The 15,065-nt window shown below is 47.6% G+C and carries 11 protein-coding genes; 8 read left to right on the top strand and 3 right to left on the bottom strand.

Annotated features, from left to right (window positions below; genetic code table 11):
* Position 1 precedes the first annotated feature (1 nt).
* The 6 genes from D9Y29_RS09745 to D9Y29_RS09720 are packed head-to-tail and all read left to right on the top strand — an operon-like array spanning position 2 to position 7,091.
* Positions 2-2,698, top strand: a complete 2,697-nt coding sequence (locus D9Y29_RS09745) for a hypothetical protein (RefSeq protein WP_127127478.1) — start codon at positions 2-4, stop codon at positions 2,696-2,698.
* A 2-nt stretch (positions 2,699-2,700) separates the two neighbouring features.
* Complete coding sequence (locus tag D9Y29_RS09740) at positions 2,701-2,886, top strand: hypothetical protein (RefSeq protein ID WP_127127476.1); 186 nt, start codon at positions 2,701-2,703, stop codon at positions 2,884-2,886.
* Positions 2,887-2,893: 7 nt separating this feature from the next.
* Positions 2,894-3,151 carry a hypothetical protein gene (locus D9Y29_RS09735; RefSeq protein ID WP_127127474.1) on the top strand — a complete coding sequence of 86 codons (258 nt, stop codon included), beginning with the start codon at positions 2,894-2,896 and terminating at the stop codon, positions 3,149-3,151.
* Between the two features lie 6 nt (positions 3,152-3,157).
* On the top strand, positions 3,158-3,919 hold the full coding sequence (locus tag D9Y29_RS09730) for a hypothetical protein (protein WP_127127472.1): 762 nt from the start codon (positions 3,158-3,160) through the stop codon (positions 3,917-3,919).
* The gene (locus D9Y29_RS09725) at positions 3,916-5,499 is read left to right on the top strand and encodes a M15 family metallopeptidase (RefSeq protein ID WP_127127470.1); all 1,584 of its coding nucleotides are present in this window, start codon (positions 3,916-3,918) and stop codon (positions 5,497-5,499) included. Before D9Y29_RS09730 ends, D9Y29_RS09725 begins: the two co-directional genes overlap by 4 nt.
* A 50-nt stretch (positions 5,500-5,549) precedes the next feature.
* Positions 5,550-7,091 carry a DUF4347 domain-containing protein gene (locus tag D9Y29_RS09720; protein ID WP_127127468.1) on the top strand — a complete coding sequence of 514 codons (1,542 nt, stop codon included), beginning with the start codon at positions 5,550-5,552 and terminating at the stop codon, positions 7,089-7,091.
* A gap of 170 nt (positions 7,092-7,261) precedes the next feature.
* Here the strand turns inward: D9Y29_RS09720 and D9Y29_RS09715 are convergent, their stop codons facing one another.
* Positions 7,262-7,708: an SRPBCC family protein gene (locus D9Y29_RS09715; protein WP_127127466.1), complete on the bottom strand. Its 447-nt coding sequence runs from the start codon at positions 7,706-7,708 to the stop codon at positions 7,262-7,264.
* Between the two features lie 309 nt (positions 7,709-8,017).
* On the opposite strand from D9Y29_RS09715, the gene D9Y29_RS09710 reads away from it, so the two are divergent.
* Positions 8,018-12,412 carry a PKD domain-containing protein gene (locus tag D9Y29_RS09710; RefSeq protein ID WP_164735335.1) on the top strand — a complete coding sequence of 1,465 codons (4,395 nt, stop codon included), beginning with the start codon at positions 8,018-8,020 and terminating at the stop codon, positions 12,410-12,412.
* A gap of 124 nt (positions 12,413-12,536) precedes the next feature.
* Here the strand turns inward: D9Y29_RS09710 and D9Y29_RS09705 are convergent, their stop codons facing one another.
* Entirely contained in the window at positions 12,537-12,719 is a 183-nt protein-coding gene (locus D9Y29_RS09705; RefSeq protein WP_127127462.1) for a hypothetical protein, read from the bottom strand.
* Between the two features lie 647 nt (positions 12,720-13,366).
* Between D9Y29_RS09705 and D9Y29_RS09700 the strand changes: the two genes are divergently transcribed.
* A complete protein-coding gene (locus D9Y29_RS09700; protein ID WP_127127460.1) occupies positions 13,367-13,954 on the top strand; it encodes a CDP-alcohol phosphatidyltransferase family protein in 588 nt (195 codons plus the stop codon).
* 43 nt (positions 13,955-13,997) lie between these two features.
* Here the strand turns inward: D9Y29_RS09700 and D9Y29_RS09695 are convergent, their stop codons facing one another.
* Positions 13,998-14,936 (bottom strand): 1-phosphofructokinase family hexose kinase, encoded by a 939-nt coding sequence (locus D9Y29_RS09695; RefSeq protein ID WP_164735334.1) that lies wholly within the window; start codon positions 14,934-14,936, stop codon positions 13,998-14,000.
* Positions 14,937-15,065: the final 129 nt, after the last annotated feature.

Genomic DNA, 15,065 nt, shown 5'->3' with positions numbered 1-15,065 from the left:
TATGGCACTGGCAATTCTGAAACTATTGGACAAGTCGCCCAACCGCATCCAGTTCTACATGGACACAGGCAGTTCGCCCTGGTGGGAACTGGTGATCGGTGAAGCGGTCACAAAGCAGGGCGGCACAGATTTCATCGATGGCGCCCAAAGCAGACTACCGCTTCGCGGGCCTGAAGCCAATAGTATCAAAACAGGAAGGACCATACAGTTGGACCCTGCCATCTTCAACAACGAGAGAAGGTTCATCCAGCTCTTTACTTACAAAACGAAGAACAGGCAGGGACAAACATTCTCCGCCGTGATTGAAGTGATGCCGAAATTATTGTCGCGCAAACCATACAACACAGACGAGCTGCCCGATATACGGATACCAGTAAATTTTTCACTTATGAGCGAAGCGCCAACCATCCAGCCGCAACAACCATTCGATTTTGAGGAAACGCCATTGAGTGGGCCAATGTCCTTCGCATCCCTGATGCCTCTGATCACCAACCTACTGCCCATCGCCACTAATTTGTTGGGTGGACTTATGAGCAAGGGAGGCGGCAATAGTTCCAATGGTGCAGGTACAGCAGCACCTGCGGCAGCTCCTGCCATCGATTTGAAATCATTGCTGACGCCGGAAAATATAAAGGCCGTTACAGACCTCATCACCGCATTGATGAAAGAGAACAAGACAGCGGTTGCCAAATCACTTTCAGGGACCGTATCCTCCACGCTGCTCGGTGCTTCTTCCGCCATCGCTCCCGTTCTAAACAAGCTCATGACGAAAGAAGCCATTGCAGCCATCGGCGGCAACCCGGAAAAATTATATGCAGTCATCGCAGATGCCATCGTGAAACTGCCTGACCAGGAACTGATGGCCGTGAAGCGGGAACTTACAAAATTACGGCCGATGGAAGCCACGCTGAAACACCCGCCCACTGTATATTCCGAGGCCAAGATCGCTCCTGCCCTACTGGCAGCCATTCCCGCATTGATGCCGCTGGCGGAAAAAGCCATGGACCCGAACGTGATCAATGCCATCGGCGACCAGCCCAATAAATTACTGGGGACCGTTCAGAACGGTCTCCTCAATTTCAATAAAGAACAATACCGCCATATCGAAGCCATGATGCCGAAAGGTGTGAACATGGACGATGTGATCAAACAGATGATCGGCAGCATCAGCGCCTACAACATGATCACGCATATGCAACCACAGGCAGCGCCCATGCAGCCTGTAGCACAATCGGTGATCGTAAATGCACTTTGCAATACCGTTCCCCTGGTAGAAAAGACCATGAGCCTTAACAGCATCGATGAGATCTCGGAACGCACTACAGACATGGCTGAAAAGATCAGCAATGAACTGCTGCAACTACAGGAAGATCTCAAAAAGAAGATCAGTAAAATGGTGCCGGAACTGAAGATCAAAAAAATGGAAGAGCTTCCAACGGAAAGCCTCAGCTTCAGCCATGACCCGCAGGAGTTTGTAATGCAGGGTAACAGGATCTTCGGCAACCGGTCCAAAAAGATACTTACTAACGGCCATGAACAGGGTATTCAATTATTCAGGAAGACATTACCCGTGGCTATTGCTTCGGAATACCGTCGTCAGCGCAATAGCCGTTCCCGCGCAGCAGCATTCAGTGTACAGGAGCAGCCAGCAACTCCTGCTACAGCGCCTGACCCGGCAGCGGAGCTCCTGCTGCAGCAGATAAAGGCAGCGGAAAAGGAAAGACCAGCCGCCATGTCTGTGAAAACAGGCAGGGAATATGATCTGGAGATCGTTGGAGCAAAGACCATCGATGTGAACGGCACTCCCAAAGTGATCTATGTCCGCGACAAAGGCATCATATTCGCCATTAAGATCAATGGAAAATCGCCGCTCGAAAAAGCCATGGCGCAGATCCAGATCAGGGACCATCGCAACAAGCTGGTTTCTGAAAAGAAATTCCCTTTGAGCAATGTACAACCCGGCACCGTTATAGACCAGCTTCGCTTCGAACCGCAGGAGCTGAACGGGTTACCGGCCAATCACGATCTCCTGGTGCATATCGCTTTTGCCTGGAAAGAAAAATCGCAAACCAAAGTAGTACGTAAAACTCACGCTATACTTATCAGTGATGGTTATACGCTCGGCCGGATCGGCGAGCCAGTTCAGGCCGGCATTCCCCTCAACAATGTGAACACACACCGGAACTTCTGGCATAAGATCTGGGAAAGTCCGCTGAGCAGCCTCAGGTCTGAAGTGCATATCGTTTGTAAATACTACATGCACTACAATCCCAGGGCTGTACAAAATGCACAAATAGAAACGAGAAAACAGGAAAACCAGAAAGAGGAAGAACATTCCGAAAGGCAGCAGACCTTCATCAAAATGAAAACAGGTATGGACCTTTCTGCCGTTGCCCTCAATAATCTCCTGCCCCTGATATCTTCCTATCCTTCCCTGAATGAAAAGCAACTAAAAGCCTTACGCCATTATGAATTCAAGAAACTGGTAGACACTGCGGCGCAGAGTCAGCTCAGCTTCCGCAACAAAGATGGCGTTACCAATAGCCTCTGGGTCTATCCTGAAGTGGATCTCATCAAACTAACCCTGAAGAAGGCCAACGAGATCAACCCTTACGGAAATGTATTGAGTACAGTGGATGAGGAAGTGGTGTTCGCGCGCCCCACATCCGTTCATTTTATCGGAACACAAAACAAATGATCATGCTATCAACCATGCAGGAATTCCCGGTACTGTCAAGGGCTTCCAAAAGGGAAGCTGCAGAAGCAGAAAAAGGCGAACTGGTGATCAATGGCGCCAAAGTGATATTCGACAAGGAAGTGGCATTGATGCCGGTGAACCTTCAACCTAAAAAAGGAAAAGATGATGGGTCCTATTCAGCAAGATAGAACAAGCTTGATCGATGAATCAATGATGAGCCCGTCTGAGATGATCGAAATGTTCACGGAGCCCGTGGAAGAGATCATCGATGAGGATGAAGGCGTATCCATGCATATCCAGGGTATCGAAATGGACCTGCCCGTGCAACTGATGGTGGCGATGGACAATGATGGTGCAGTGCAGATCGGCATCACGCCTCCCCTGTACAAACTGGAAACAAGCTTTACCCCGGTTATGCACCAGCTTCGTTTCAGATTCGAAAAAATAGAATAAAGGAATATGCCAGCGGCAAGCAATTCATCCAACACTTACTGGAACCTGGAAACCTTCCTGGATTCCATGATCGTGGAGCTCGACAAAGCCCGCGACACGCTTGCTTTGAAAGCTATCAACAAGCCGCTGACCTATGCCGTGAAAGATATAGCGCTGGACCTTCAGCTCTTTCCCGCTTTCGATGGCGACAAAGTGAAATTCATTACGGCGCAACCCGGTCAGGCAGGCGCTTCCCGAGTGTCTATCCAACTCGGCTCCATCACCGACCAGCAGGTAAGGGAAACCAGCCGCCTGCCCACGGCAAATGATGTGAGTATCGACAGCATCGAAGGACTGGATGATGATACTAAGAAGAACCTGAAGAAGATCGGCGTCAACTCGGTGAAAGATGTGGAGAAAATAGAAAAGAAGAATGTGGCGCTTGACAAAACAGGGGCCGTGAACACCAATTACAGGAACCTGACGGCCATGATCGAAAAGGCGCGCCGCGCAAAGATCCCGCCGGCCATCAACAAGATCTCAGTCAGCAAGAGCATCGATGGCCCCGTACTGGAACTGAGCGGAAAGAACCTTTCCGTTGCCCGGAAATACAAACCGGTAGTAGTGATCAATGATCAGCTGGCGGAAGTACTGCAACACAAGTCCGATAAGCTGGTGATACAAATGTCTGCCGGTCAATTGATCAAAGATGTGAACGAAGTGGTGGTTACCCTGGACCCCTTCGCCATTTTCAGGATGAATATTCACGCTAAAAAAATTGCAACATGAAGAAGGGATACCTGTTTGAGCTGAACGAGGAATTGAAAGTGCACAACAAAACTGTCAGCATCAAAAAAAGGAAGATCGCAAAGCCTGTTGAAAGCAGGACAGCTTCCGTGGAATTCTATGACGATCAGCAGCCCATTCAACTGAGTGGCCCCGGGGGCTTTCAGTATGAGATGTCGGTTGACTGGCAGGTGGAATCTTTCGAAGAGCAGCCCGTCACCGAAGACGCTGAATATACCGTTCAGCACTCCACGGGGGAAACTAACCCCGGAGGATATACGTCGGATCAACCTCAGCCATCACCAGAATACCTGGCTGAAGAGCCGCAGCCTGCTACAACTTATGCACAGGAACTACCGGAAGAGATCCCCGTCTATATCCCGGAGGAAATGCCACCGGCTCCACCCGCACCTCCCTCTCCAGCCCTGCATCATCCAGATCCGCTCAGGGCATTGGGAGAAGCCGTGAAAGGTATGAGCGATGATGAATTTGCCGCAGACCTCGCCGCCATCCTGGAAGGCAAACAGGTTTTCGACCCGGAAAAGAAAGAACTGATCGACAAGAATAAAGTGGACGATGATTTCATGACGAAACTGAAACAGGCAGATGACCAACGCTCCGGAAATAACGGAAATGATCAATCGAAATCAAAAAACGATAAGGATAAAGAGAACGAAGACCGCCACGCTATTTTCGACCAGATAGCGCAGAGTATGAACTTTGCCAATTCCTTCGATCTCGGGGACTTTGATATGGAACAAAGATTCGACAGTTTTGATGACGTCATTCCACCCGGACAATTGCCCACGCCCCCGTTGCCCGGCTTCCCGGAAATTCCTGATCCGTTGAAAGGCGGATTGCCTGATCCTTTCAAAGGCGGGCTGCCTGACCCGCTGCAGTCCATCAAAAATGTGCTGCCCTTCTCCACGGAAGATTTTGTTAAGGACCTTGACCTGATCAATGTGGAATCCGCAGCTATGGAAAAAGCCGCACAAGACCCAAACTGGCCATCAAGGCCCGCGGGTTTGTCGCCACTCACACTGGACCAGAAGAAACAACTCTTCGGCATGTTCGCTTACGAAGCTGCGCCCACCACGGATAACGCGGAAGCCATCAAAGTCACGGACAACTGGCCTTCCACCAATATCCAATGGGTGGAAATTCCCCAGATGAATGGGAAGCTCGTTGGTAATTCAGGCTCCGGCAAACTCGTGACAAAAACAGGAATGCAATTCCATTCAAAGGGGGCCAAACAACTGAAAGCTTTATGGGCCGAATGGGAAAAGGCAGGACTGTTGGACCGTATCCATACTTTCAACGGGAGTTATGTGCCCCGCTATATCCGCGGCACCAAACCCGAAAATCGTTCCGATGCCCGCCTCAGCAATCACTCCTGGGGAACGGCTTTCGATATCAATGCGGAATGGAATGCGCGCGGCTCTGTACCTGCCCTCAAAGATGCAAAAGGTTGCGTGCGAGAACTGGTGGAGATCGCCAATAAACATGGATTCTTCTGGGGAGGCCATTTCAAGGGAAGCAGCATAGACGGTATGCATTTCGAACTTGTAAAGATCATACCCTGACATATATAACGGACACAAACATTCGAATACAAACTTTTAAACGCATTCATATGAACAGGTTCTTCGAATTGCAGGAAGAGCTCTTCCTGAAAAATAAAAAGAAGGCAAAACGCACACCACCGCCTGCAAAGGCGCAAAGCCGTTATGGCTACCCGATGAACAAAGCGCCGAGAGGCATCCGGAATAATAACCCGGGTAACCTGGTGTACAGTAAGGTGAATGACTGGTTGGGTAAAGTTCCCAAAGACAAAAATACCGATGGCACTTTCGAACAGTTCACCGATTACAAGTATGGTGTGCGCGCATTGATCATCCTCCTCCGCAACTATATCAAAGGCGACAGGAATACCATCAGCAAGATCTTTGCCGAATATGCCCCCGTTACGGAGAACAATACAAAGGAGTATATTAATTTTGTAGCGAAGAGAACAGGCATCAAAGCCGATGCAAAACTCACGGCAACAAAAGACATTATCAAAGCTCTTTCACAAGCTATCGCCAAGATGGAGAATGGACAGGAAGCCATCACTGATGCCCAATTCGAAGAAGGATTTACAGAGTTGCCACAGAATATCAAAGATGAGCTGAGCCCTGCGCAGGCCAAATCTCTCTGGGAATCCAGCTTCGAACAAACGGCCTGGAGTTTTTCCGATGGAGGTGATGACTATTATTATGAACAAAGCAAAACAGCTGCTGCCGTAAAGACCATCACCGTGGTGGAGAAGGAACCGGCCAGTCCGCCCGATAATGGATTCCTGGCTGCAAAAGCCGGAAAGAATCCCGGTTGCCTCAGGGTTACCAGCGTGAAAGACCTGGTAGACCAGGCCATTGCAAGCCTGAAGCCGAATGAGAAGATCCAGAAGCTGGTGATCTATGGTCATGGTACCGATGGTGTGGTAGGCACAGGGGATGGAATGGGCTGGCAGACCGGCAAACATATCAATAGTGATACAGCCTGGCAGGCCGAACTGAGAAGGCTTCGTCCATATTTCGCACCCGGTGCCGAGATCTTCCTCGGAGGTTGCAATACAGGCGCCAATCAGAAAGGAGCGGATAAGGTAAAAGAAGTGGCCGATGTAACAGGCGTAACCGTGAAAGCCCCTACCGGCAAGGTTTACGGCGATTGCACCGAAGAAGCAGGATCCGTTCACCAGGTGGGTTATGCCGGCAAGCCCGCACAACCGCCAATCGGCACCCCTTCAGATGAAAAGAAAAGAAAAAAAGAATCCACTGCACATAGCATCAGTATGGCCGAGATCAAGAACAATATCACCGCTGTGTACTTCCAGCCTGCCACCAACCCGGTGAACATGGCCTCCGACGCGAAGTACAAATTCACAGATGCTGCCACCGTGAAGAAATTCGTGGATGGCATCGACTACACACATACCGTGAATGCGAAGAATGTAAGCGGCAAGCTCAATGGCCAGATCTTCTTCATCCGCAACAATGTGCCGGAAGAATTCATCGTGTTCTCCGATTGCGATTTTTTCCTGAAAAAAGGGGACTGGACAAAAGCCTATGAAGTGAAATTATCGCTCAAGACACTGATCAAAGGGTTGCTGGAAGACAGGAATAACCTTTTCGTATAACCGACAATATATTTAACAGGAACCGGATCTTCCAATAACAGGAAGAGCTCTCCCCTGGCATATCTAAAGCTTCAGTAAAACCTTCCCCGCTGCAGACGGAGATGGATATTAGAAGGATTTTGAATAAGGATCGCTTTTTCAAGTGATCCTTATTAAGAGTGCATAATTCCTTAATTCCAGTTATCGATCTTGATATCCTCAGGGTCCGGCTTACCCTTTCCTGTTTCAACCAGGTACTTCAGGCTGATGAGGAATACCGCCCATTTGGTGCTGCAATGATGCATGAACTCCACCCGCTCCTTCCAGTTGAAATGCCTGAGCATTACGATCACATAATCGCCGTCTTGCCTCAACTCGAATTGAATGATAGTAGGCATCCATTCTTCAGGGCCTTCCGCCAGCTCCCACTCTACCAGTTTAGATGCATCGAGCTTTTTCACCCGCATATCAAATCCGCCGGCGCCAAACCGGAATTGGATGATATTTCCGACTTTATCGCCTTCCCCCTGGGTATTGGTAGTCCACCAACCTGCAAGACCTTCCCTTGTAGTCAATGCGCGGTAAACACTATCGATGGAATTTGTTTTGATCCCTACACGGTGCATTATTTCTGCCATACTGATTGTTTTTTTTAAAGGTAAAGCTATGTGTACACCTTGAAGGTGTGCAAAATGGACAAAAAGAGGTGGGGTTTTGGCAAAACGGGAAAGACCCGATACCCTAACAATCAGGAGCTTATCCGCGAACCTCTATTAAACAGACCATCCCTCCATAAATTGCGCTGAATTTAATATATTAGTGTTTTCAACCTGTTTGCAGCCCGCACAAACAGGCATCTGTACCCGATAATAACCTTGTTCAAACCTCAAGCAATGCCAACTGCCTGTATCACTTCAATGCGGAAACTTAGATTTGCATGTATCCTTATGCTGCTGTTTTTTTCCAATGCATTAAACGCACAATTACAGGCAAGATTCACTGCCGACAGGTCCGGCGGCTGTTCCCCACTAACCGTCAGTTTTACCAACCAGAGTACAGGTCCCACTTCCAATACCAGTTACCATTGGGATTTTGGGAACGGCAATATATCCACGCTGCCAAACCCATCTGCCATTTTTATCGATGAGCAATCCTACAATGTTACACTCACTATAAAGAACGGAACACAATCGGCATCTTATTCCATGAAAATAGAAGTGTACAAAAAGCCGGAAGTGGATTTCACCAGCAGTTCCGCCAAAGGATGCATTCCCTTCGATGCAAGGTTTACCGCTGACGCAAAACCGGGCAGCGGCTACATGGCTTCTTACCATTGGGATTTCGGAGATGGATTTACCAGTCAGCAGTCAACGCCCACAGTGAACCATATTTACAATCATGTACAACCTGCAACCGTAAGCCTCACGGTCAAGAACAATTACGGCTGTCATACCACCATCGTTAAAAAAGATCTGCTTACCGTATTGCCTGAAATGAAAGTGGATTTTGAAGCAGATCAGCGCGTATTGTGCAATGTGACCGATGCCGTGCAATTCACCAACAAGAGCGAAGGGCCCGGTACATTAACTTACCTGTGGGATTATGGCGATGGTCAAACTTCCGTTGACGCCAGTCCATCTTATGCTTTCAACAAGAAAGGCACCTATACAGTTAAGCTCACTGCCACCAGTTCGGAAGGATGTCAATTGGCAAAAACGCAAACCAATTACCTGAACGTTGCCAACTACAGCACTGATCTGAAAACACCGCCCCTGGTTTGTAAAGATGCAACTGTTCTCTTTGAAGCAGTTTGTTCACCTGATCCCAACCGGATCGACTGGGAAGTGGATGGCAATGTGTACAACTATTACTGGAGCCGCAACTTCAGTAATTCCTTTTACACAACAGGAGCGCACAATGTAAAAGTGACCACCACTTATGGCAATTGTCAGGTAACCAAATCACACAACTTCACCGTGGAGGACCTGCCTAAGCTGGATGGCTTTGTAATGGACCTGAACACTATCTGCGGCGCCCCCACTACCGTACAGTTCAAAGACACCAGTAAGGATGCCGTGCGCTGGGAATGGGATTTCGACTATTACTACTACTCACCATCGCCTGATGCCTACACCCGCAATGCCGCCAAGCTGTACAACAGCAATACCAGCCAATATATTGCCCTCCGCACCTACAATGCGGCGGGCTGCTCAAGGCTGGTACAGCAATACCTTCAGATACAGGAGCCTTGGGTAGATATCTTTCGTACAGACACGCTACCCAAAGGACATTTTGTTGGATGCGGCCCTTCCAAATTAAAGTTCAAAGCCAATAGCCAACAAACCATTGTAAAGTATAAATGGACTTTCGACAATTCCACCACTTCCAACGATCCAGAACCTGAGTATACCTTCTCTTCGCTCGGTTATCATTATGTAAAACTGGAATACGAAACAGATAAAGGCTGTAAAGGCACCAAAACTTATTATGGGGAAATACAGATCAGGAGCACGCTCAAGGCGGATTTCACTTCCACCTCCGGAAAACAGATCTGCGGCAACACGCCTGTTTATTTCCAATCCATCGGTAACACCAATTCCAGCTATGAATATTGGTATATCAACGGAGCCTATGTTGGGACCAGCTATTACAACAATTTCACGTACCAGTTCAGCGAAAAAGGAAAATATACCATCAGCCTGATAAGAGATAATTATGGCTGCCGCGATACCATAACAAAAGTAGATTTCCTGGAAGTACTGCCTCCCTTTCCAAAGATCAGCAGGGTTGAGAACTCCTGCGATAAACGTGAACAGGTGACCTTTACCCAAAACTCGCGCTACGGGGAAATATGGGCCTGGGATTTTGGTGACGGACAGACCGCCAGCTACACCACCGATCAAACAGTAATTACGCACAATTATGCCGCGTCAGGAAAATACAAAGTAGTGTTGACTGTTACCAACGGGCAATGCAGCGTGCGCGATTCTACTTTCGCCTATGTGCACCTTAAACCATCCCCCTTATTAAGCGCTCCCAAACTGGTGGTATGCCCCAACGACCCCTTCGATTTTAAATTATCCAACCTGCCTCCACACGCTTACGATGGCGCCTGGGTATACTATTATTTTCATAAGATCGAATATGGAGACGGCACTCCTTTTACAGGTTACCATAATAACTGGCAGAACTGGGTGAATCCATTGCCTTATGAAGGACAACTCATCAACCTCGATCCTGCAAAAAACGGTTTGCGTATGATCCTATCCGAATCCTATTTCGGTTGCTACGATACTACCAATCTTATTCCCATTGTTGTGAACGGCACCAGGGCAGGCTTCCGCATCCTGAACAATGATGCCTGCTTCAATAACGATATCCGTTTTGAAGACACTTCGAAAGTAAGCACAGGCAACAAGATCCTTGAATGGATCTGGGATTTCGGTGATGGACAAACGATTTCCCGGAACACCGGCGGCATCGTGCAACATCGCTATGCCAATCCCGGATATTATTACGTTACCCTGAAAGTGCGGGATGCAGCAGGTTGTGTGCTCAATTCGTCTCAGTTCAACAATTATGTGCGGGTGAATGGCCCCAAAGCTGCCATCAGTTCAAGCGGCACTGTTTTCCCGGTGAATAGTGTTGTTTACTTCCATAATTTCACCAACACTTTCAACGTCAGCAACCCCACTTACAAATGGGAGTTTGGCAGTGCCGCGCAATCCACCGATTATGCACCAACCTATACATTCACTGCCCCCGGCAAATACCTGGTAAAGCTTACCGCCACCGATCCCGCCACAGGCTGCTCCAGCACAGACACACGCGAGATCACTATAGAGCCGGTAAAAAACTCTTTCAGTTTCACCAAAACATTGATCGGGCAGAATAGCTGCCTGCCCCTGCTCGCCAATTTTTCTGTTACCGCCTATAATATAGACAGCCTCAGTTGGGATTTTGGCGATGGAACAGTGGCTGGCGACCTTCGTTATGCAACCCACGTGTACGACAAACCCGGACGTTATTATATTACCCTTACTGCACGCGGCACCAATGGCCTGATCTACCGGCATCTCGATTCAGTGATCATTACTGCTCCTGCCATCACTGCAATACCCGATGACCTCGATGGCTGCATCGGTCATACCGTTAACTGGACATTATCCGGCAAACATGCTTTGAATTACGCCTGGGATTTTGGTGATGGTACAATCAGCCAGTTACCAAAGGCCCAGGCATCCCATCTTTATTCCAAACCGGGTACGTATTCGCCTTCTTTGCTGGTGTCCGATTCCAACGGCTGTTTGATCAATACTGCCATTGCACATCGGATCACCGTTTATCCTGATCCCGTTATTAAGGTGAATGCAGCTGCAGCAGTTGCCTGCCTGGGCAAGCCTTTACAACTATCGGCTACAGGAGGTAAAACCTATATCTGGACGCCCGCCACAGGATTGGACAATCCGCGCAGCCATCAACCATTTGCCACACCCGCACAAACCACTACTTACAAAATACAGGGAACAGATGAACACGGCTGTTCCAGCACTGCAGATTACACATTACCTGTGCAACTTCCTTTCAAAGTACAGGTAAAACCACCTGTGGAAATTTGTGAAGGTCAATCAACCACATTGCAGGCTGCCGGCGCGGACCGCTACGCCTGGATCTATTCCACGCAGGGATTGAACAATACGCAAACCCCGACCCCCGTTGCCTCTCCAACCAGCTCCACACAGTACACTGTGGTGGGATACGACAACAACAATTGCTTTACAGATACCGCCCAGATAATGCAGGTGGTGAATCCACTGCCCACCGTCAATGCGGGCAGCGACAAAGAGATACAGACAGGAGAAAAAGTAACCTTAACACCACAGGGCAGCAATGATGTGGTGAAGTGGAACTGGACGCCGGCCACCTGGTTGAATTGCAGCACCTGCCCATCCCCTGTGAGCAGTCCTGAAACCAGCATCACCTATAAAGTAACTGTTCAAACGAAGAAGGGTTGCGAGGCAAGTGATGAACTCTTCATCAAAATGGCCTGCGCAGAAACACATATCCGTATACCCAATGCTTTCACTCCAAACAATGATGGAAGAAATGATGCTTTCGAGATCAGGGGCGTTTCAGTAGTGAAGCATCTTTCGATTTACAACCGCTGGGGCAATAAGATCTTCGAGAAGAATGAATTCAATCCGTTTGACCGGGCAGGTTGCTGGGATGGTACACTTAATGGAATACCACAACCAACCGGCTCCTATGTTTATATGATACAGGTAAAATGCCCGTCAGGAGAAATGTTTGTTAAGAAGGGAACGGTATTGCTGATCAGGTAACTTCCGTTATTCACTACCTGATCTCCTGTATACAGGTAACATCCAGACTGTACTGGTAGGAATCATCCCTGGTAACCTCGTTTTGATATTCTGTTTTATAGCCCCGGGTAAAATCAATCTTTTTTTAACCACCATTCTCATCATTAACATTGGCATAAGCAATACTCTGAGTTTCAACGGTAGTTTCCTGAAACTGCGTTCCCGGATAATCGATCCTGGTATCAATCAACCTGGTAGAGCTGACATTATGTTCAGACAACAACATATCTGCATTGAAAACTTCACCATCAAAAGCAACCATCATCATTATACCAAGACCATTTACCGAGAATGAGTTGATGCCATTATCATATTTATAGTCAGTAGTGCGGGTATGCTTCAGCGTTGGTTGATCACTGGTATAAGGAGACTTTTTGTAATCACCATTGGCATCGTATTCGAAAACCCTGGGGTTACCCTGATCCTCATTAAAAATGATCTTAACCAGCTTTCAATTACTATTGAAACTGTAATCTCTTTTAATTGTTTCAGGCAGTTCTGTTCCATTTGAACTGAATCTTTTTATCAGGGATTTTGTTATTCTCTTTTGTGCTTCAGCAGTAAAAGTATACCTGGCAGAAAGTTTGAAACTACCATCGTTTTTGTTGAAATATTCAGCATTTACAGGAGCGCCGTTCTCATAGGATATAGTAAAATATTCGTCCTCCCTCGTTTTTGAAGAGGTCTATTTGGATGGGAAGATGATCCTCATTGTACCGGAAAGCATATACGCTGCAATATATTCATTTTTCTATGTCCCAATGGAAAACCCGTTTCAATGTCTTCATTCAGGAGTTGATACGATTCTGATGGACATCAGAAAGCATACTGACCCCTGTCATGGAAAATTCCCTGACCATTCACTACCTTCAAACATCTGCAAACTGAAACAGCAGGGCTGGACTTTCTGAAATCATGCGTCCCTACAGATTTTATCTTATCAATGCGATCACCTTTTACCGGCTGATAGCTGCACCAGTACTGGTTGGCCTCTTACTGCTCAATGAATACAATTTATTCAGGTGGCTGCTGGTGCTCAGCTTCTTCACAGACATGATTGACGGGAGTCTTGCCAGAAAATATAAAGTCACCAGCATCATGGGCTCCAGGCTGGATTCCATTGCTGATGACCTCACCGTGGTTGCCGGTATTGTGGGTGCGATAATCCTGAAACCGGCATTCCTGACAGAGCAATTGTTTTATATCGTTCCCATTATTCTACTTTTTTTAATTCAAATTACGCTTGCACTCATCCGTTATAAAAAATTCAGCAGCTTTCATACAAGGGCCGCCAAACTCGCAGCACTGCTGCAGGGTGTTTTTCTCATTTTGCTATTTTTTCTTGAACAACCTCCCTTACTGCTTTTTTACATCACCCTGCTGGTCACGGCTATTGATCTGATAGAAGAGATCATACTGGTGCTGTTATTGCCCGTTTGGAAAACAGACGTAAAAGGCATTTACTGGGTATGGAAAAAGAAAAAACAGGAAATCCGAAAATGAAGCTACCAACGGTGAACGGTGTAATGGACTATTTCATTTCTGATCATTGTATTGGCAGGATTCTTACCTGATCAAAAATTGCAGTCACATCTTCGATTTCGCAGAGCGTTGTTCCCGGATTCATAATAGCAGCAGTGCCGCATGCTACTCCCATTCGGAATACATCAGGTAATGAATTCCCCTGAAGCAAACTGTAAACCATTCCACCCACCATACTGTCTCCGGCTCCAACGCTGCTTTTGGGTTTTACTACGGGAGGTATAGCATGGTAACATTCCTGCCCGGTTACCATCAAAGCGCCACGGGCATCCATGGATACAACTACAATTTCGCAACACTTATTATCTACAAGCTTTTTAGCTTCTTCCACCGCCTGACTTTCATTCAACTCCTGCTTTCCCGCCAGGCTGGCCAATTCAGAGAGATTCGGTTTTAGCAGGAACGCTCCTTCCTTTACTGCCGCTTTCAGCGTTTCACCAGAAGAGTCTACTATTAACCTGGCCCGCTTTTCCCTGGCTATCGCTGCTATCTGCAACATAAGATCCGATGGCGCCTGATCAGGAAGGCTGCCGCTGATAACAATATAACGGCAATCAGCTTCATCCCTGATCATCCTGATACATTGCCGCCATTCCTCGTCAGAAAGTGCTTCTCCTGGCATACCAAGGCGAAACTGGCGATTGGTGGTGGTCTCAGTAAGCATGATGTTTTCACGGGTACTGTGCACAACTTTCACAACACCTGATTGTATATCTTCTTCCCGCAATAAGTCTTCGAGCAAGCCCCCTGTTGAACCTCCGGATGGGAACAAAGCTTTTACTGATGCACCAAGCCTCCTGATCACACGCGCTACATTGATACCTCCTCCACCAGGTTGTCGCATCAAAACAGAACAATATAATTTCTTGTCGGCGATCAGCACCGGAACAGATACAATCTTGTCAATACATGGATTGGGTGTGAAAGTTAGAACCTGCGTCACGATGTACTATTTAAACCTGAAGGTAAATAAAATAGCGCTTATTCAAACACCATGAGCTATCTCATAAGCGGGCCTGACAGCAGACAGGCGAAAAAGGAGCCAGGAAGCTTACATTCAGTGTAGAATTGT

Origin of the sequence: Pseudoflavitalea rhizosphaerae (assembly GCF_003991355.1) — a bacterium.
GTDB lineage: Bacteria > Bacteroidota > Bacteroidia > Chitinophagales > Chitinophagaceae > Pseudobacter > Pseudobacter rhizosphaerae.
The sequence above is the reverse complement of the archived record's forward strand: the minus strand, read 5'-3'. Positions and strand labels throughout refer to the sequence as shown.

Bases quoted from the DNA above. Each gene is read 5' to 3' on its own strand.
- D9Y29_RS09740 (WP_127127476.1), top strand. From the start codon at position 2,701: ATGCTATCAACCATGCAGGAATTCCCGGTACTGTCAAGGGCTTCCAAA.
- D9Y29_RS09705 (WP_127127462.1), bottom strand. From the start codon at position 12,719: ATGATGATGGTTGCTTTTGATGGTGAAGTTTTCAATGCAGATATGTTG.
- D9Y29_RS09730 (WP_127127472.1), top strand. From the start codon at position 3,158: ATGCCAGCGGCAAGCAATTCATCCAACACTTACTGGAACCTGGAAACC.
- D9Y29_RS09745 (WP_127127478.1), top strand. From the start codon at position 2: ATGGCACTGGCAATTCTGAAACTATTGGACAAGTCGCCCAACCGCATC.
- D9Y29_RS09725 (WP_127127470.1), top strand. From the start codon at position 3,916: ATGAAGAAGGGATACCTGTTTGAGCTGAACGAGGAATTGAAAGTGCAC.
- D9Y29_RS09700 (WP_127127460.1), top strand. From the start codon at position 13,367: ATGCGTCCCTACAGATTTTATCTTATCAATGCGATCACCTTTTACCGG.
- D9Y29_RS09720 (WP_127127468.1), top strand. From the start codon at position 5,550: ATGAACAGGTTCTTCGAATTGCAGGAAGAGCTCTTCCTGAAAAATAAA.
- D9Y29_RS09710 (WP_164735335.1), top strand. From the start codon at position 8,018: ATGCTGCTGTTTTTTTCCAATGCATTAAACGCACAATTACAGGCAAGA.
- D9Y29_RS09715 (WP_127127466.1), bottom strand. From the start codon at position 7,708: ATGGCAGAAATAATGCACCGTGTAGGGATCAAAACAAATTCCATCGAT.